Origin of the sequence: Candidatus Phytoplasma crotalariae (genome assembly GCF_030586865.1) — a bacterium.
GTDB lineage: Bacteria > Bacillota_I > Bacilli_A > Acholeplasmatales > Acholeplasmataceae > Phytoplasma > Phytoplasma citri.
This window is the reverse complement of sequence record NZ_JAOSIR010000009.1, coordinates 1-19,606: the sequence shown is the minus strand read 5'-3', so window position 1 is coordinate 19,606 and position 19,606 is coordinate 1. Positions and strand designations below refer to the sequence as shown.

12 protein-coding genes and 1 pseudogene are annotated in these 19,606 nt (G+C 24.7%); 11 read left to right on the top strand and 2 right to left on the bottom strand.

The genetic code is table 11. From position 1 onward, the window contains the following. Window positions 1–764 precede the first annotated feature (764 nt). Window positions 765–1,505, top strand: coding sequence for a lysophospholipid acyltransferase family protein (locus OC683_RS01120; RefSeq protein ID WP_304514728.1), 741 nt, complete (start codon window positions 765–767; stop codon window positions 1,503–1,505). 43 nt (window positions 1,506–1,548) lie between these two features. Here OC683_RS01120 and OC683_RS01115 read toward each other — a convergent pair whose 3' ends face one another. Then, the gene (locus OC683_RS01115) at window positions 1,549–4,416 is read right to left on the bottom strand and encodes a S1 family peptidase (protein WP_304514727.1); all 2,868 of its coding nucleotides are present in this window, start codon (window positions 4,414–4,416) and stop codon (window positions 1,549–1,551) included. Window positions 4,417–5,124: 708 nt separating this feature from the next. On the opposite strand from OC683_RS01115, the gene hrcA reads away from it, so the two are divergent. The 7 genes and pseudogenes from hrcA to OC683_RS01080 all read left to right on the top strand — a co-directional run bounded on the left by hrcA (window position 5,125) and on the right by OC683_RS01080 (window position 14,678). Then, entirely contained in the window at window positions 5,125–6,180 is a 1,056-nt protein-coding gene (gene hrcA / locus OC683_RS01110; protein ID WP_304514726.1) for a heat-inducible transcriptional repressor HrcA, read from the top strand. A gap of 65 nt (window positions 6,181–6,245) precedes the next feature. Continuing rightward, complete coding sequence (locus OC683_RS01105) at window positions 6,246–7,019, top strand: nucleotide exchange factor GrpE (RefSeq protein WP_304514725.1); 774 nt, start codon at window positions 6,246–6,248, stop codon at window positions 7,017–7,019. Next, window positions 6,991–8,874: a molecular chaperone DnaK gene (dnaK, locus tag OC683_RS01100; RefSeq protein ID WP_304514724.1), complete on the top strand. Its 1,884-nt coding sequence runs from the start codon at window positions 6,991–6,993 to the stop codon at window positions 8,872–8,874. The genes OC683_RS01105 and dnaK overlap by 29 nt, the downstream gene beginning before the upstream one ends. A gap of 109 nt (window positions 8,875–8,983) precedes the next feature. Then, entirely contained in the window at window positions 8,984–10,090 is a 1,107-nt protein-coding gene (gene dnaJ, locus OC683_RS01095; RefSeq protein ID WP_304514723.1) for a molecular chaperone DnaJ, read from the top strand. Between the two features lie 749 nt (window positions 10,091–10,839). Then, window positions 10,840–12,570 (top strand): annotated as a pseudogene (locus OC683_RS01090) (reverse transcriptase domain-containing protein). Between the two features lie 339 nt (window positions 12,571–12,909). After that, window positions 12,910–13,920 (top strand): lipoate--protein ligase, encoded by a 1,011-nt coding sequence (locus tag OC683_RS01085; protein WP_304514722.1) that lies wholly within the window; start codon window positions 12,910–12,912, stop codon window positions 13,918–13,920. 122 nt (window positions 13,921–14,042) lie between these two features. After that, window positions 14,043–14,678, top strand: a complete 636-nt coding sequence (locus tag OC683_RS01080; RefSeq protein ID WP_304514721.1) for a hypothetical protein — start codon at window positions 14,043–14,045, stop codon at window positions 14,676–14,678. A gap of 22 nt (window positions 14,679–14,700) precedes the next feature. Here the strand turns inward: OC683_RS01080 and recU are convergent, their stop codons facing one another. Then, complete coding sequence (gene recU, locus OC683_RS01075; RefSeq protein ID WP_304514720.1) at window positions 14,701–15,258, bottom strand: Holliday junction resolvase RecU; 558 nt, start codon at window positions 15,256–15,258, stop codon at window positions 14,701–14,703. Between the two features lie 281 nt (window positions 15,259–15,539). Here recU and OC683_RS01070 point away from each other — a divergent pair, with 281 nt between their 5' ends. From OC683_RS01070 to OC683_RS01060, 3 genes are read left to right on the top strand one after another with little or no spacing between them, the layout of a single operon-like run. Next, window positions 15,540–17,285 (top strand): ribonuclease J, encoded by a 1,746-nt coding sequence (locus OC683_RS01070; protein ID WP_304514719.1) that lies wholly within the window; start codon window positions 15,540–15,542, stop codon window positions 17,283–17,285. An 8-nt stretch (window positions 17,286–17,293) separates the two neighbouring features. Further along, a complete protein-coding gene (locus OC683_RS01065; RefSeq protein WP_304514718.1) occupies window positions 17,294–18,982 on the top strand; it encodes a ribonuclease J in 1,689 nt (562 codons plus the stop codon). Between the two features lie 32 nt (window positions 18,983–19,014). Further along, window positions 19,015–19,350, top strand: coding sequence for a hypothetical protein (locus OC683_RS01060; RefSeq protein WP_304514717.1), 336 nt, complete (start codon window positions 19,015–19,017; stop codon window positions 19,348–19,350). Window positions 19,351–19,606 lie beyond the last annotated feature (256 nt).

Sequence of the window (19,606 nt, the reverse complement as noted above, 5' to 3'; positions counted from 1 at the left end):
CCTTTTCAGGTAAGCTTAATGCCGTTCAAAAATTAGCTGCGATTTTGAATATATTGAATGGGGGTGGCATAGTTTAATTTCCTTAAAATCCACTTGTTATTCCAAAATCGAGGGAATTGGTTAATTAATTTATGTATTTAAATAATAAATACTATATATAGAAGAAAAGTAAAGTTTTCAAGAAAAAGTTTTGCACTTTACTTCTTAAATTTACAGCATTTTTAATTATTTGAAGAAATGAAATAGCTTTAGAAAGATATAAATATACATCTATAATAATGCTATGAATCCATGAAAATAAAAATAATGAAATTAAGTTAGTAAAAAAACAAATAATTAAATATTTTATTATACGAACCAGAAAAATAAATAAAGATTTAAATAATTGTTTTAAATTGTAATGTTCTGTCATAATAAAATCCTCTTTTGTGTTGAATTTAAATAAAATTTAAAATAATTATTTAATTTCAATAAAAAATAAATTAAAAATAATAAAAATTATGATAATTTTATTATTATTTATTTTTGAAATAATTATATCTAAAGTTTGTAAAAAAATAATCAAAATAGCTTAATAATTAAATTATTTTGATAATAACAAACTAAATTTTTATAAATGTTTTTAATAAATTAATGTAAATTTATTTTTATATACATTTATATTTTTTTAATTTATTAATTTATTTTTTAAAAGAAATGCGAGAAAAAATATGTTTAGTTTTATTTTTATAATAATTTTTTTGATTTGCTGGTATTATTTTATTATGATTTTTCCTATCAAAATAATTGGTATTTTGATTGGTTTTATTTGCGCTATTTTAATATCTTGGTTAATCAATTTATTATTATTATTTTTAAGTTTAGGATATATTAAAAACAAATCTATAAACAATATTTATCATTTAAAAATAGTTCAAAGTTTTTCGAAATTAATTGTTCGTTTTTTTTGTATTAAAGTTTCAGTTTATAATTATCATTTAATCCCTTTAGATAATCGTTTAGTTGTTTATGCCAATCATAAAAGTAATTTTGACCCTTTTATAATAGCTTCTATATTCCCTCGCCCTATTACTTTTACTCCTAAAGATGAACTTTATAATAATTTTTGGTATGGTTGGTTTTTAAGGTTTTGTTTTGATGCTACTCATTGTATTAAAATTAATAGAAATAATAGTAGAGATAATTTAAAATCTCTCGAAAAAGCTAAAGAAATAATTCAACATAAACTAGCTGTGTTAGTTTTTCCAGAAGGAGGTATTATTAATCCTATTTCCGATAATATTCATCACTCTTTAGATGGTTCTTATAAAATTTCTATTCAAAATCAAGCTGATATTTTACCTATAACTTGTAAAGGAATTCATAATATTCGTCGTAAATGTTGGTTTAGAAGAAAAAAAGTAGAAGTATTTATACATCATCATCTTTCTTATTCAGATTATAAAGAAAAAAAAACTTCACAAATTAATCATGAAGTAACTAATACTATCAATTCTTTATTATAATTGTGACATATAATGAATAATTGAAAATGGTTAATTTAATGATTTATAATTTATTATAATCTAAAATTATCGGATATAATTTAATAGCTATGATTATCATGATCATAAATATAAATGTTACAGAAATCAATATATTTAAATTTTCTTTAAAGATACTATTTTTGAATAATTTTTTTAAATGAACGTCGGATATTAATTTAGCTTGAATAAAATTTTCTGGTATATTTATATTTGAATTTTTAAAAAAATTAATACCTATAAAATTACCTTCATTATCAAAACATATAAAATTTATATTTTTGATTTTTTCTTTTAAATTAAATACAGAATCGAATACAAAATTACTATTTTTATTTATTATGCTACTTATTTGACTTTTAAACATTTGAGGATTATGATCATAATTATCTAAATTTGTAAGATAATAAATATCTTCGCCTACTTTAAGATCTGAAGTTTTTTTAAACGGAACTACCGGATAATTTTCTGAAGATTTAAAGGTCATTAAAATAAGGTTATTTTCGTTGGGAAAAATATTATGTATCGTACCCTCTTCCTTTTTATAAATTTCTTGATCTGAGTTGTATATAATGATTTCATTTTTATCTTGCAAAAGTCTTTTATATAAAAAATTATATAAGTTTATTAAAATATTGTCAGATTCTTCTTCATAAGTAGATAAAACATAATATATATATTGATTATCTTTAGTTTTTGCTTTATTAAAGATGATTCCATTGCCGCTTATTTGATTATCTTGGTGCCAAACAATTAAAGAATCCATAATTTTTTGTTTTGTAGTATGAATAGAAGTTTTGGTTAAATCAATAAATTTTAAAGATATAAAAGCACTGTCTTTATTAGATAAATAATGATGATTATCTAAAGAATATTGTAATAAATCAATAATTTTATTATTTTTATTTTTTCTAATTATTTTTAGATTAATTTTTGATTTATTTTTATTGTCAATATCGGCATATAATTCGATATATTCTTTTTGTGGATCTATCAATATTATTTGTTGTTGGTGATAATTATAAACTAATTTAATTTTTAATTTTATTTTTGATTTATTGGGATTATTTTTTAATAAGGGAAATGAAATAGGATTTTTATTAGTTAAATCAGTTAATTCATCTATAGAAAATATAATATTTGGTGTTTCCTGATCTTGATTAATTTCAAGATTGTTAAAATTTTGTTTAAAATTAGTAATTTTTTGCATTAGATAATTTTTATGTTTTTCACTATTTAAAGAAGTTATTGTTTTTATATTGTTAGGATTGTTCTGATGTTGGGAAAAAATTTCTTCTAGTCTTTTTTGAATGTGCAAAATATTAATAGCATGTGAAAAATTATCTGTTGCTATAGGATTATTGATAGTATTACGATTCATACCAATAATTTGTCCTTTTTCATCAAAAACAGGACCTCCGCTATTTCCATGATCTATTTCTATATTAAAAGAAATAATAGCTTCGTTTAATTGGGTGATATCTCCTTTTTTTAATAAATTTCTTTTTATGGATCTTGTTTGTTGTTCGTTTGATTTTGGTAAAAATAAATTTTCTGACTTAAATGCTTCTTGAGAGCCCATACTATAAACTGTTTGTTGAATTTCAGGTTTTATAAATTTATCTGGAAAAGCCATTTTGAGAATTTTTTTAATTTCTTTATATTTTTTATGATTGTTATCTATAAAAGTTAATATACCTATATCATCAAAACCTTCAGAATTATCGATAATAGTAAAAATTTCTGCGTCTTTGTGAGAATTAAAATAAGAATTATAAATTTTAATTTTAGCATTTTCTTTTTCAGCTGGGAATAAAACATGAGTATTAGTAAGTATATAGTATTTATAATTATTAGTGTTGGGAATTTGTTCAATTTTATAAATAAAACCTGAACCTAAAAAATTTGTAAATTCAATTGAAAAAGTTATTTTTGATATATTTTCTATGAAAGTTTCAGGATATGGTGGATTTTTTGGTTCTTTTATAGCATTTTCATCTATATAATTTAATTTAAAGAAAATAAAAAAAGGTCTTGAGAAATCTATATATTTATTATCTAGTTTTTGTATTAAACCGTTAAATTTTCCATTTCTATTTAATTTAATAAATAATTTTATATTTTGTTCTGGATTATTTGTTTCTGATTCGATTTCCAAAGGTATTAAGTATCTTAATTTTTTTTTATTTCTTATTTCAGATGTTTTTGACATTTCGGAATCAGATATATTATCATCTTCATCTGTTGTAATTGCGTAGTAATCATATAAATCATATGAATTGTGTATTGAAGATATATCATCTTCATCTTCGGTATTAAAATTATTTTGAATTAAGTAGTTATAATGTTTATTTACTATTTGACAAAAATTGTAAATACTATTTGAAGGAATAATATAATTTATTTCCATTTTTTGAGATTGTTTAGGGTATGAAATTCCAATAAATTCACCTTCTTCATTGAAAAAAATTTTATTATTTTTACCTTTAATAGAAATAGATAGATCATTTGATTGATTTTGTTCATATTCTTCACTTATAATACCTTCTTGAAAAGGTTTAATATTGTCATTAATATCTAACGTAAAACCATAAACTGTTTCGCCTTTATGAAAATCATATTTTTTGATTTTGGGAAAAATATTATTATTAATTTGTGAGTTGTCAAATATTTTTTTTAATTTATTTTGTATATCTTTAATAATTGTGTATTTATTTTTCTTTTCTTGATTAATAATATCGTCGTTGGAATTTGCATATTTAACTAATATGTTATCGGTAACCGAAATTAATGTTTGTTTATAGTTATAATAATAAAATGCGCAAACTATTAATATTAATAAATGAATTGATATTAGTAAATAATTTTTTTTATTTATACGAAAAATATTCATGTTATTTATTTTTTTGAAATTAAACCTTTTCTTTAACTATCATTAAAATTGTTGGTTAATTATAAATTTATTAGCGAATTTGAAGTAAATATTGTTTTACTCGATTTCATAAGATACATTTATTATTATATAATAAAAATTTTAAGAAATATGTTTTTACATACTTGACATAATTTTTTAAAAATAATAGAATTAATTTAGCAGTCATGATAATTGAGTGCTAAATTATTTTATTTTTGGATGAAATAAATTATTTTCATCGATAAATACTTGACAAGCAGTTATTTAATTAGTTAAAATAATCTTAGCAGTCATGATTAATGAGTGCTAATTTATTAAAATTGTGGTTATATTTCAATTTAATTTTAATAAATAATTTAAAATTATTTTATTTATTTTGGTTTTACATAAAAAATATTTTGATTTTTGTATTAATCCAGAATAATTAAAATATCTTAAATAATATGATATGATGTAAATTTGTTTTTTATTTTTTTAAAATATTATTATTCGAAAAAATTCAAGTAATAAATAAATAATTCGTGATTTAAAATTATTCTTGATTAGTAATTTTAGTTAAGTGTTAATAATTAAATTATCTAAACCATATAATAATAAGAGGTTGGGGATTTTTATTTAAAAGAATAGAAGATAAACTATTAATGGTGATGGTGATGAAAAATTATATTTTTTTCAAGGATTTAAAAATTGATTTCGAATAGAGAGAGATTAATTTTAAAAGCTATTATTGAGCATTATTCGACACATCAACAACCTATTAGTTCTAAATTTTTATCATGTTTATCTTATTTAAAATATTCCAGTGCTACAATTCGTTATGATATGGCTCAACTAGAAAAAAAAGGTTATTTGTGTAAAACTCATATATCTAGCGGCAGAATTCCTTCTTTAAAAGGATATGTTTTTTATTTTAATCATTTGATTACACGTAATCATGATATTTTGCAACAAATTTCGTTATTTGAAAATATTTTTAAAAATAAAAATTTTAATACAGAAACTATTATTAAAGAAGCTTTAACTTTATTAGGAAATGTGACTCGTTATCTTGTGATTTTAGCTTTTCCTAACGCTTTAACTACCCACAAAGTGGCTAAAATTGATGTATTTTTTTTAAGTCCAGAACAAGCTATTTTATTAATAATTACTAATCATGGTCAAGTACGTTATCAAAGTATTTTTTTAGAATCTTGTAATAGTTTTAATTTTAAAAATTTACAGAATATTATTTTTATTATAAATAATATATTATTCAATAAGTATTTGTGTGAATCTATTACAATTTTGCAAGAAAGAAATATTGAAAATAATTTTTGCAATTCACGTTTATTTGATAAATTAATTAATATATTAATAGAAATTTTTTATAGTTTTGACTCAAATAATTCACATATTTATGGTATTAATAATTTAATTAATAATTTTAGCTGGGCGGATAGAAATACCATGAAAGAAATTTTGCACATTTTAGATACTAATAAATTAAACGAAATGTTATTTGATGCTCATAAATATATTTTTAAATTTAATAATCGAATACGTTGGATATCTTGTAATAAATTCGCTATTATCTCTATTCCTTGCGAAATTAAAAAATTTCCTGATCAAAAAATGTTTATTGCGGTTTTAGGACCGATGACTATGGCTTATCCAGAAGTTATTCCTCTTTTAGAATATTTATCTGTAAATTTGTCTCAAACTTTTTACAGTAAAACAAATTTAATTTCTGATAATTGGGAATAATTTCGCAAATAATATTAAGCAGTAAAAATTAAATTTTTAGAATAAGGAGTTTAATTTGAAAATTTATGCATTCTGAAGAACATTCAAAAAAAAATCTTGATAATAAAAAAAAAAATAACAATAAAAATATAAATGAAAATAATTGTTCTTGCCAAGGAGAAAATACCCAATCAAATAAAATTTCTTCTGATGGTTTATCTTCAGATATTCACGCAAACAAAAAAAAAGCTTCTAACTCAAATTGTAGTTGTAGTAATAAAGAAAATAATGAAGATAATATTACAAATTCTGAATCAAAGAAATTTATTTCAAATGAAAAAGATTTACAAATATTACAACAACAAGTAAATTCTTTACAAAAAGAAAATTTTAATCTTAAACGAGATTTACAAGAAGTAAATCAACAAAGAACAAATGATAATTTGAAATATTTAGCTGATTTTGATAATTTTAAAAAACGTATTACTGTTCAAACAAATAGAGAAATCAAATACGCTCTAACAGATTTTATTAAAAATATTTTAGTTCCTTTAGAGCAATTTGAAAAGGTTTTAGAAATGTCTCATGTAGATGAATCTGTTAAATCTTTTTTATTAGGTTTTAAAATGATTCATAAACAAGTGAAAGATATTTTACAAAAGGAGGGCGTCGAGGAAATTAAAGCTTTAGGTGTTAAATTTGATCCGAATTTTCATTATGCTTTAGAAAAAATATCAGATCCAAAACAACCTAACGGTATTAATATTTCAGTTTTACAAAAAGGTTTTTTATATAAAGATTTAGTTATAAAACCAGCTATGGTAAGAGTAAATGAATGGAGTGATAAAAATAATGACTAAAAAAAATACAAATTTAAGTCCAATTATCGGAATAGATTTAGGTACTACAAATTCTTGTGTTGCTTGTATGGAAAATGGACAACCGAAGGTAATTACTAATTCTGAAGGCGATAGAACTACACCTTCTGTTGTAGCTTTTAAAGAAGACGAAATTATTGTCGGTAAAGCCGCAAAACGTCAAATGGTTACTAATTCTGATACTATTCTTTCGATTAAAAGAGAAATGGGTAAAAAAGGTTATTATAAAGAGTATAATGGTAAAAAATATACTCCTCAAGAAATTAGTGCTATTATTTTGCAAAATTTAAAAAAACAAGCTGAAGATTATTTGGGAACAAAAGTAACAGAAGCTGTTATTACTGTCCCTGCTTATTTTAATGATGCTCAAAGACAAGCTACTAAAGATGCTGGTAAAATTGCTGGTTTAGAAGTAAAAAGAATTATAAATGAGCCTACAGCAGCAGCTTTATCTTACGGATTAGATAAAAACACTCAAAAAGAACAAAATATTTTAGTATTCGATTTAGGTGGAGGTACTTTTGATGTTTCTATTTTAAATATTGCAGAAGGTAATTTTCAAGTTTTAGCTACTGCAGGTGATAATTTATTAGGTGGTGATAATTTTGATGATGCTATCGTAGATTTTTTAGTTGAAAATTTTCGCAAAGAAAATGGAATTGATTTAACACAAAATAAAACTGCTTTGCAACGTTTAAGAGAAGCTGCTGAAATGGCTAAAAAAGAATTAAGTAATGTTGTATCTACAGATATATCACTTGCTTTTATTACTGTGTCTGCTAATCAAACACCTTTACATTTGGCATATAACCTAACAAGAGCTAAATTTAATGAAATAACTGAACATTTAGTAGATCGTTGTGTAACTCCTTTAAGACAAGTTTTAAAAGATGCTAAATTGCAAGTATCGCAAATTGATCAAGTTATTTTAGTGGGTGGTTCTACAAGAATTCCAGCTATTCAAGAATTAGTTACTAAAGAATTAGGAAATAAACAGTTGAATAAAAGTGTTAATCCTGATGAAGCTGTCGCTTTAGGAGCGGCTATTCAAGGAGGAATTTTAAGAGGCGATGTTCAAGATATTGTTTTATTAGATGTAACTCCTTTGTCTTTAGGTATTGAAACTTTAGGTGGTATCTTTACTAAATTAATTGAACGTAATACTACTATACCGACATCAAAATCTCAAATTTTTTCTACTGCGGTAGATAATCAATCTTCTGTTGATATTAATGTGTTACAAGGAGAAAGAGCATTAGCCAAACATAATCAATTATTAGGTAGTTTTCAATTAACAGGTATCCCTTCTGCTCCAAAAGGTATTCCTCAAATCGAAGTTACTTTTGATATTGATGTCAATGGTATTGTTTCTGTTTCCGCTAAAGATTTAGGTACTAATCGTAAACATAGTATTACTGTTTCGGGAGGTAGTGGTTTAAGCGAAGAAGAAATTCAAAAAATGATAAAAGATGCTGAAAAAAATGCAGAAACAGATAAACTTCAAAAAGAACGTATTGTGTTACGTAATAATGCAGACAATTTTATTTCCCAAACTCGTCAAACTTTAAAATCTTTGAAAGATTCTATTGAAGAACAAGAAAAGAATGATATTGAAACTAAAATTCAAGATTTAGAACAAGCTTTAAAAGGCGATGATTATGATTCTATTAAAGAAAAATTAAGTATTTTAGAAAAAGCTTCGCAACAAATAGCTGTAAAAGCTTATCAAAAAGCACAACAACAAACCAATAAAGAAAATCAAAATCAAGATACTACTGAAGAAGCTGCTAAGTCAGAAGATAAAGTAGTAGATGCCGAGTTTGAAGATAAAAAATAATATAAACAATTAATAATAAATTTAATAAAGAGCCAAAAAAAGATCTTAATAACTTTTTTTGGTTTATTTATTAAATTTTATCTATTGTATTACAACGAGGAGTTTTATTTTGAAACAAAAAAAAGACTATTACGAAGTTTTAGGATTATCACGTGATGCTAATTTGGATGATATTAAACGAGCTTATCGAAGTCTTGCTAAAAAATATCATCCTGATCGTTGTAAAGAAGCTAATGCTGATGCTAAATTTAAAGAAATACAAGAAGCTTTCGAAGTGTTGAGTGATACCGATAAACGAGCTCAGTATGATCAAATGGGCCATAGTTTTAATAATCAAGGTTTTAATAGTGATTTTCAAGGTTTTCAAAGTGCTAATTTTGATGGATTTGAATTTGAAGATATTTTTTCGAGTTTTTTCAATCGTAGAAAAAGTAATCGCCAAACTTCTAAAGGTGAAGATCATAATATAAAAATAACTATTAGTTTTATGGAAGCTGTTTTAGGTACTCAAAAATCAATTGAATTTTATGTTAAAGAACATTGTGAAAAATGTAATGGTACAGGGGCCAAAACAAAAAATGATATTAGGGTGTGTCACGTTTGTAAAGGATCTGGTTATATTTCTTATACCCAACAAAGTTGGTTTATAAGTGTTTCAAAACAAGTTTGCCCTGAGTGTAATGGTCAAAAAAAAATTATTTTAGATAAATGTGTTTTTTGCCAAGGCATGGGCCTAGTAAAAAGTAAGCATAAAGTGACTTTAAATATACCTGCTGGAGTCGAAAGTGGCATGACATTGAAATCTCCAAATCAAGGACATCAAGGGCCTTTAGGAACACCTAGTGGGGATTTGTATGTGGATATTGAGGTTCAATCTCATAAAATTTTTCAGCGCAAAGGTAATGATATTTTTTCTTCGGTATTAATTAATTTTTACCAAGCAGCTTTAGGTACAATTATTAATGTTGATACTATTCATGGAGATGTTAAATTAAAAGTTCCTGCTGGTACACAAACCGATACTAAATTTAGATTAAAAAATAAAGGTGTTCCTTATGTTAATTCTCCTTCTAGTTTAGGCGATCATTATGTTATTATTAAAATTTATACACCACAAAATTTATCGAATACTCAAAAAAAACTTTTTCAACAATTGGAAGAATTAGATAAATTAAATCAAAAATCAAAAACTAATTCATCTTGGTTTCATTTTTGAATTGCTCAAATATTATTAATAAAATCTAAAATAAAAAAAATTATTCAAAATATATTTGATAATTACAAAAAATAATTATGATTTAATATTTAATGATTATATTTATATCGATATATATTAATATAAATATTTTTAGAAGTTAGATGTTTGGGATTGGGTGCCAAAGAGGCCTAAATTTCGTGCTATCTAACCAATATCCAGAGCTGATAAACTCTGAAAGGAGATGGTCGGTTCGACAAACGAAAGAACGTCAAATTACAGCAGACCATAAAAGCGGGTTGCGACGAAAGCAAATTAGTCAAAAAGACTTCGCCACCAAATAATTCTATGGAGAAGCCTGGAATGGCCTAAGAAGGAAAATTGATGTTAATAGCATAACCTGTCCCGGAAGTTGCTTAAACGGACAGTCCAGAGACTACTATTATACAAATTCCGTATTGAGTAGTTTATCAGATAAAGAAAACCTGGAATCAGCCTCTCAAAGGAGGGTACTTCACCTAAGGAATTAAGGTAGAAATTTAGAGTAACTTGGAGAATCCTAAAACCAAGTAATTAAATTTACTAATCCGGAAATAAAAGCCCGGATGGTCAAGGATAAAGCATCTTCTTAGTAGTCGTAAGGGTAAATCTAAATTTGGAATAGTTTAGCTAATCAGCTTACCAAGAAGAGAGTTAATCACTCTTATAGGGCGAAAGAAGAAAGTAATTTATTACTTATTCAATGGTATCAAGGAAGGGGTTGATACATTATGTCAACAACTGTTTCACTCGAAACTAAACTTTCGCGAACATTGAATAGAATTCAACATCGTTCATCAAACGGTTACTCTCTAAAAAGAGAGCTGCAACAAGGAATGAATAATTTCTATAACACGTTAACAGCATTCAACAGAATCGCTGCTAATAAAGGAGCGGGTACGCCAGGCGTTGACAATGAAACCATTGATGGGATTAATCTATAAAGACTAGAAAGATACCATCAGGAATACGTCAATAATGGTTATAACCCCAAACCAGTTAAAAGAATTCTCATTCCTAGTGATAATAAAGGAACCAGACCCCTGGGGCTACCTACTATCAAGGACAGGCTAATACAAAAATGTCTTGAACAACTCTTAACTCCCTATTTTGAAAATATCTTTTCAGAATGGAGCTTTGGATTTAGAACCAAAAAATCTTGTCACGACGCCATCAAACGCGTCAAACAAAGATTTAAAGGAATTGACTACATCGTCAAAATCGACTTAAAAGGTTACTTTGATACCATCAATCACGAGATTCTCATAAGAACCTTAAATCGGTTCATCAGAAAGAATAAAGTCCTCTCGACCATTAACAAATGGTTGAAAGCTGGCTTCATGAAAGATGGGGTCAAATACGAATCCTTATCCGGTTCTCCTCAAGGAGGGATCATTTCTCCCTTGTTGGCGAATGTATATTTACATTACATCGACCTTAAAATAGATGAACTAATTAAAAAAGGAAAGCCAATTTGGAAGAAGAACCCAGAATATGGGAAAGCATGGTATAAAAACCAACACCATCAACTGGGGATTGATAGTTCTATCAATCTAAATCCAAATCCAAGAGTTGAGTACATCCGCTATGCTGATGATTTTATCATTGGCGTTAAAGGCGAGTATGACAAAGCTGAAGGGATTAAGAATCAAGTAACGCAATGGTTAGAACAAGATTTGAAACTTACCATTAGTAAGGACAAATCAAAAATTGTGAAAGTCAACAAAGGAACTAGGTTTCTATCCTACATGATAAAGGTAAATCCCACCAATAAAACTCGTATAAGGAAATCTACAAAGAATTCCCTAAACGGCAGCATTCAAATCCAAGTTCCCAAAGCAAAAGCCGAAGAATATGGATATGAATACAATTGGTTAAAAAAGGGGAAGGTAAAACACGACGAAACATTAGTAGATAGAGATGAATTAGAAATAATTCGAACTTATCAAACAATCGTTAGAGGAATTGTCCAATACTTCTGCTTAGCTAACAATCTCGGTGTTTTAACCTATCTAAACTATCTAGCTGAATATAGCTGTTTGAAAACACTGGCAAGAAAATGGAAAACATCGATTGCCAGAGTTCGAAAGAAACTTAATATAGGTTCAACTTGGGCCATTCCTTATCTTAATAAAGGGAAAACCCAATACGAACCATGGGTGGTCTACTCTTGGGATAAAATTAAAAAAATGCGTAACTACAAGGGAAACCCTGATACTACCATCAATAGATTTTTATTCCAGAGTCGTACCCATCTAACTGACCGCCTAAAAGCGGAACGTTGTGAGAACTGCAATAAAACAACCCAACTTCAAATTCATCACATTGGGACAGTTCGCAACGCGAACCGCCAGAGTATTATGAATAAAAGTACCAAGGTATTATGTAAAGATTGCCATCGCAAGATAACCAATCAACAAGTACATGATATTAAAAAGAATAAGAACGATAAGAATAAATAGCTAATCAACCGCGAGGGAAATTAGCTCTCGAAAGAGAGTAAATTAGGGAAAGCCGGATGCTTGGAAACTTGCTTGTCCGGTTTGGACGGGGGCTGATTGTAAATAAAACAGCAAATATATATCGTTGGATAAAACGCAATTAATCTATCCGTATTGTTTATTTGTTTTATGAAAGATTAAATTGATAAAAAACCATCATTATATATTTTTGTAATGATGGTTATTTTGTTTATTTATTATTATATTTAATAATTATATATTGGCTTAGATATAATAATTAATGAATAAAATATAGTATTTTTGTTTATCAAAAGAGAAAGAATTTGGAACTTATTTATTATGATTTTAGTTAAATATCCATTATTATCATCGGTTTATAAACCTTATTTTTATTATGCTTTAGAAGAGTATATTTTGAATAATTTTTTAAAATATGATGATGAAATTTATTTTTTTTTCTGGACTATGAAAGGAATAGTGATTGGTCGCAATCAGATTATTGAAAATGAAATTAATTTAGATTTTATCAAAAAAAATAAAATTGAATTTTTTCGTAGACCGAGTGGTGGTGGTTGCGTTTATAATGATTTTAATACACCGATTTTTAGTTTTATTTTTAAAAATACATTTTTAGATTTTAGTTTTAAAAGATATTTAAATTTTATTATTCAAGCATTTAATAATTTAGGAATATCTTTATATTTTGGCGGCCGTAATGATATTTTATTCAAAGGTAAAAAGGTTTCTGGTAATGCTTTTTGGAAAAATAAAAATGGAATTGTTATGCATGGAACTTTACTTTATCAATGTGATATAGATACAATGATACGTTGTATTACTCCAAATAATCAAAAATTAATTTCTAAAGGTATTGATAGTGTACGTTCACGAGTGCTTAATTTGAAAGATTATCTTCCCGATATGACACAAGAAATATTAGTTAATTATTTGGAAAAATTTTTAAAAAAACAAGAATTAATTTTAACTAAAAAAGATTTAGCTGCTATTAATAAATTAGCTATTAAATATAATTCTTTTAAATGGTTATTAAATCATCCTATGTATTCCAAAAATTTGCAATATCGTTTTGAATGGGGCGAAATAAAAGTTTTTTTAGAATTAGAAGATGGTTATATTAGAAAAATGGAATTATGTGGTGATTTTTTTCATATTCAAGAAAATTTAGAAAAATTTTGTAGTTTTTTTGAGAATATTTTATTTAGAAAAGAAGATATTCAAAAAGTTTTGCAAAAGGTTAATATTAATAATTATATTTTGAATGCTTCGAATCAAGATTTTTTATTTTTATTAGAACAAGGTTTAATTAATAATAAATATAAACAATCATAAACAATGAGCCAAACGTTTATCGGAATTTTGTTGCGGAAAATACTTATTAATTTCCAATTTTTTTGTTTATCCTTTTTAATAAAAATGTATAATATAAGAAAGGTATATTTTAAAAGTTAATTATGAAGATTTTTTCGTTAAAAAAAGTAATTATTAGTTCTTTGTTATTAACAATCTCTTTCTTTATTGAATTTGTATTTACTAAATTTTTTTTTCAAGATTGTCACGGATCTTTAATCAAATTAGAGTTATTACCTATAGTTTTAATAGGGTTTTTGTTCGGATTTAAATTTAGTTTATGCGCTAATCTTGTGTATGTCATGATTCATACCTCGTTGGAATGGCCTATTATTAATATGTTTATTTTAAATCAAACAAGATATTTACAATTATTATTTTTAATGTTTTTTTTTATTTTTCCATATATGGCTTATTCTTTATCTGGTTTATTTCACCTCAAAAACTCTCCATATTTAATGAAAAAAAATATTATAAAAAGTTTATTATTAATTTCTTTTATGCAAATTATTTCTTATACATTTTGTATTTATAGTTTTTATTATTATTCTTATGATTCTTTGTTTTTAATATTTGAATCAGATTCTTGGATAATAACTCAGTTAAATCCTTTTTTATCTATATATTGGATTTTGGTTATTTATATTAATATTATGATTTTTTTAACTAATACACTTATCGGATGTATTTTGTTGTTTTTAAAACCTATTATTAATGAAAATACTGAATTTAATTTATAAAATGGATATTTATTTATATCTTTTAGATAAATTTATTAACAATTTGCAAGTAATCTAATCTAGGACGATAACTATAAGGAATTTGCCATAATTCATTAATAAAAATTTGATAATCAATACTTTTGGATGAAGATTTTTGTATAAAATTATTTAAAAAAGATATAGGCAGATAAAAATATTGGTTATAACGTTTAAAATGAATAATTAAAAATGCTATTCCTTTCAATTCGTTTATTTTTTGTAAATAAATTATTTGATGATGAGGAATATTTTTTAAAGGAAATTTTTTTACATTATTAGTTTCTTTAGCATCAAAAGATAAATATTTGCCTTTATAAATTCCTTGATAATCTGGTAAAGATTTTAAACGATAATAAGCTTCTACAATTTTAGTTTTTTGTCTTTGTGCATATTCGACTTTAACTACTTGTATAGGGATTTCATTTTTATGAATAAAAGCGATTTGATTTTCCTGATAAAATTTATTGGTTAAATTTATATCTTGTTCTAATTTTTTTCCTAAATTACTTTTGTTATTATAATTTAAATTTTGATTATTAATTTTAGTTGGATATTTCATATTTTTATTTATCTGACAACTTTCTAAAAAAATAGAAAAAAATTGATATTAATTGTTTTAAAGCTATAATAAATAGTGATTAACCAAATTCAAGTATTTTTAAAAATAATTAACATCATATTAAATTTATTTATTTTTATTTTCCAAATATAATATTTTATATAAACTTTAATTAATAATGATAAAAAAATCAAATTAATCGGTAAACATATTTTTTGAAATTATTTCTTTCAATTAACAATATCACATTATTAATTTTTTAAGGGAGTTCTATTAACAAAATGCAAGAAATCAATTTTTTCGCTTTAGGAGGTATAGGGGAGAATGGGAAAAATTTTTACCTCTTAAAAATCAATTCTTCTTATTTTATTTTAGATGCTGGTTTAAAATATCCTAGTGTATTAGTAAATGGTATTGATGCTATTTTACCGGAATATCATAAATTAGACTCTATTAAAGGACAAATTAAAGGTATTTTTATTACTTCAGCTTTAGAAACTTATTCAGGAGCTTTAGTTTATTTCATAAAAGAATGGTCCATTCCTATTTATACTTCGGATTTTACTATGGAAGTAATTAAATTTAATTTAAAACAAGCAAATATAGATTTATCTTGTTTATCGTTTAATGTGATAAAAGATGATATAAAAATTACTATTGATAATATTAAAATTTTTGTTTTCGGAATATCTCATTTTTTACCAGGTACTTTAGGTTTAGCTTTTGAAACTTCTTCAGGAATGATTATATATATGAGTGCTATGCATATGCAACAATCTAAAAATAATTTTTTTCAAACTAATTTTACCACTTTAGTAGAATTGGCTCGTAAAAAAGTTTTAGCTTTATTATTAGTTTCCCAAGGGGCTTTGAGTTTGGTAAAACCTAAAAGAGAAGAAATTTTAGAACATCATTTGAGTAGTTTTTTTGGCAATATAGAAAACAATGTTATTGTTACTTTTTTAATTCCAGATTTATTAAAAATTCAAATGGTTATCGATTTAGCTGTACAAGCTAATTTAAAGATTATTATTTTAGGTCGTAAAAGTGAAAAAATTATTGATATCGCTTTATCAAAAAAATATTTAAAAATTCCTGAAAATACTTTAATTAATTTAAAAAATTCTAAAGATTATTTGAAATATAATAATGTTGTTGTATTAGTGTTTGGCCGACGTTTTGAAGCTTTTTATCGTTTGCAACGTATGTGTAAAAAAACTGATCGTTTAATGAAATTGCATATAGCCGATAAAATTTTATTATTTTCTGTGGATTTACCTGGCATTGATAAAGTTCAAAATAAAACTATTGATATATTAGCAAGACATGGTTTTCAAGTAGAATTTTTAATTAAAGATCTATTTCAAAACTTATCTTATGATTATCAAGAATATTTAAAATTACTATTATATTTATTAAAACCAAAATTTTTTTTACCTATTGCAGGTGAATATAGGCATCAATATTATGTAAAAAAAATGGTTCAAAATTTTAATTTTTCAGATAATAAAATTTTTTTAATAGAAAATGGTGATATGTGGTTTTATGATGGTTTACATAAACCTTTAATTAAAAAAAATTTTTTAAAAAATTTAGGTGAAATTTTAATTGACGGTACACCAGTTATAGATGGTAATAATTTTATTATTAAAGATAGGGAGTTATTAGCCAATGATGGTATTTTAATTATAGCCTGTAATTTAGATCTACGTTTGCGTAAAGTAATCGGAGATATTGATAATATTAAGTTGGTTAGTAAGGGATTTTTAGATAAAATGAAAATAGAACCTCTAATTAAACAGTTGAAAGAATTATTTTTCAAAATAAGTACACAGTTTATACACATTAATAAACAAATTAAATGGAGTGATTTTAAAAATAGTTTGCGAGAAGAATTATCTAAATTTATTTTTAAAGCTACTAAAAAAAAACCTGTCATCATTCCTGTTTTAATTTCTGCAACTCGGTCAACGTTAAATAAAGATTTAAATTTTAATTCAAATATTTTAATTGAAAGCAAAGGATAATTTTACAAATGGTATCACATATTTTGCAACAACAACCTAAATTTGACATTTTATTTTATGCTTTGGGCGGATTAGGTGAAGTAGGTAAAAATATGTATGTGGTCGAAATTCAGGATAAAATTTTTATTATGGATTCGGGCATGTCTTTTTCTGAAGATTCTTTTTTAGGTATTAATTATATAATTCCTAGTTATGAATATTTAATTAAAAATGAACATAAAATTCAATGTCTTTTAATTACTCACGGTCATGAGGATCATATTGGTAGCATTCCTTTTTTATTACGTAAAGTCCAAATACCCAAGATTTTGGTTACTGGTATTGCTTATGATTTAATTGAATTTAAATTAACAGAACATAAATTGCAAAAATATATGCATATTTTAGAAAAATATGAAGAAGAATCTGAATTGTGTTTTGGAAAGGTTACAATTTCTTTTGTACGTCTGAATCATTCAATACCTGATACTTTTGGTATTGTTTTTGAATATAATAAAAATATTATTTTTTATACTGGTGATTTTAAAATTGATCATACTCCTGAAGGTCCTTTAGCGAATTATGCTAAATTAGCTGATTTAGGTAAAAAAGGAGTTTTATGTTTGTTATCGGACTCTACTAATGCTCAACAAAAAGGTTTTATAGAATCAGAAAATAAAATCGGAGATACTATTAACAATTTATTTTATCAAATTAAAGGTAGAATTATTATTGTTACTTTTGCGTCTAATTATTATCGTATTAGACAAATTATTCAAGCTAGTGTTTTAACTAAAAGAAAAGTAGCTGTCTTTGGCCGAAGTATGGAAAAAGCAATCGAAGTTGGGGCTAAAAATGGTTATTTAAAAGTGCCAAAAGAATTTTTAGCTAATAGCAACAATATTAATGCTAATGATGAAGATATTACTTTATTATGTACTGGTTCTCAAGGGGAACCTTTAGCTGCTTTGAGTCGTATGGCGAATGGTACTCATCGGCAAATTAAATTAAATAATAAAGATACAGTAATTTTTTCATCTTCTCCTATTCCAGGAAATCAAGATAGCGTGAATAAAATTTTAGATTTATTGTATAAAATGGAAGTTAATGTAATTTTGCATGGGTTTTTAGTAGATACTCATGCTTCTGGACATGCTAGTCAAAATGATTTAAAATTAATGTTAAATTTAATTAAACCACGTTTTTTAGTTCCGGTTCATGGTGAATATGTTATGTTAACGGCTCATAAAAAGTTAGCTATTGAATGTGGTATACCTTCTGAGAATGTTTTTATTTTAGATAATGGTGATGTATTAGGTTTAAGTTCCGAAAAAGCTCAATTAATCGGAAAAATTCCTCACGATGATATTTATATTGATGATTCTGGTTCAGAAAATTTGAGCAATTCTATCATTAAGGAAAGAAAAATTTTAAACGAAGAAGGATTGTTATCTATTATTGTTAGCATGGATTGGAAGAATAAAAAAATTATTAATCATCCGATGGTTGTATCTCGAGGATTTATTTATATGAAAGGTAGTGGTGATTTTATTCAAAAAATATCTAATGATATTAAAAATATGATTCAAAAATTATTATCTTCTGAAACAGTTAATGAAAATTATTTAATAAAAGCTATTATTAATTTTATCACTCCTCGTATTTATGAAGCTACTTTACGTAATCCTTTAATTTTGCCTATTATTGTATCTATTTAAAATTTTTTAGTTCAGAAAGGTTTTTGATTTTTATGAATTTCGCTAAACTACTTAATAATAATTTATATAACAATTATTCTATTAATGATTTAATTTGTATAGTAAATGTAAGATTTAATAAAGATAAAAACTTGAAAATTTCTAAAGAATGGTATACTGTGGGTCCGAAAATACTTATCCATTCTGAGATGAAATTTTTTTCAGAATTAATTTTATTTTTTGAACATATTGATAATGATAATCCAGAATTTTTTTTACAACCAGGTCAAAAAATAAAAATTATAACTGGAAAATTATTTCTTAATAAAATTATATTAAAAGAAAAAGGTATTTTGTTAATTGAAAAATTTATTCACGTAAGTGAATAGCAAATCAGAATTATATCTAAATAATTTAAATTGGTTTGTAAAAAATTTTATAAAGGAGATCTTTTAATGCCGGAACTACCAGAAGTAGAAGTTATTGTAAGAGCTTTAAACAAACAAATTATAAATCGCTAGGGCGCAAAAGATGCTCATAATTCTGCTATTTAACGCATAGCCTAGAGTGATAATCTCTCTAGAGGTCACGTAAACACCACAAGGTGGGCTTGATCAACTAGTTCGAAAGAAGAGTTGATAACAG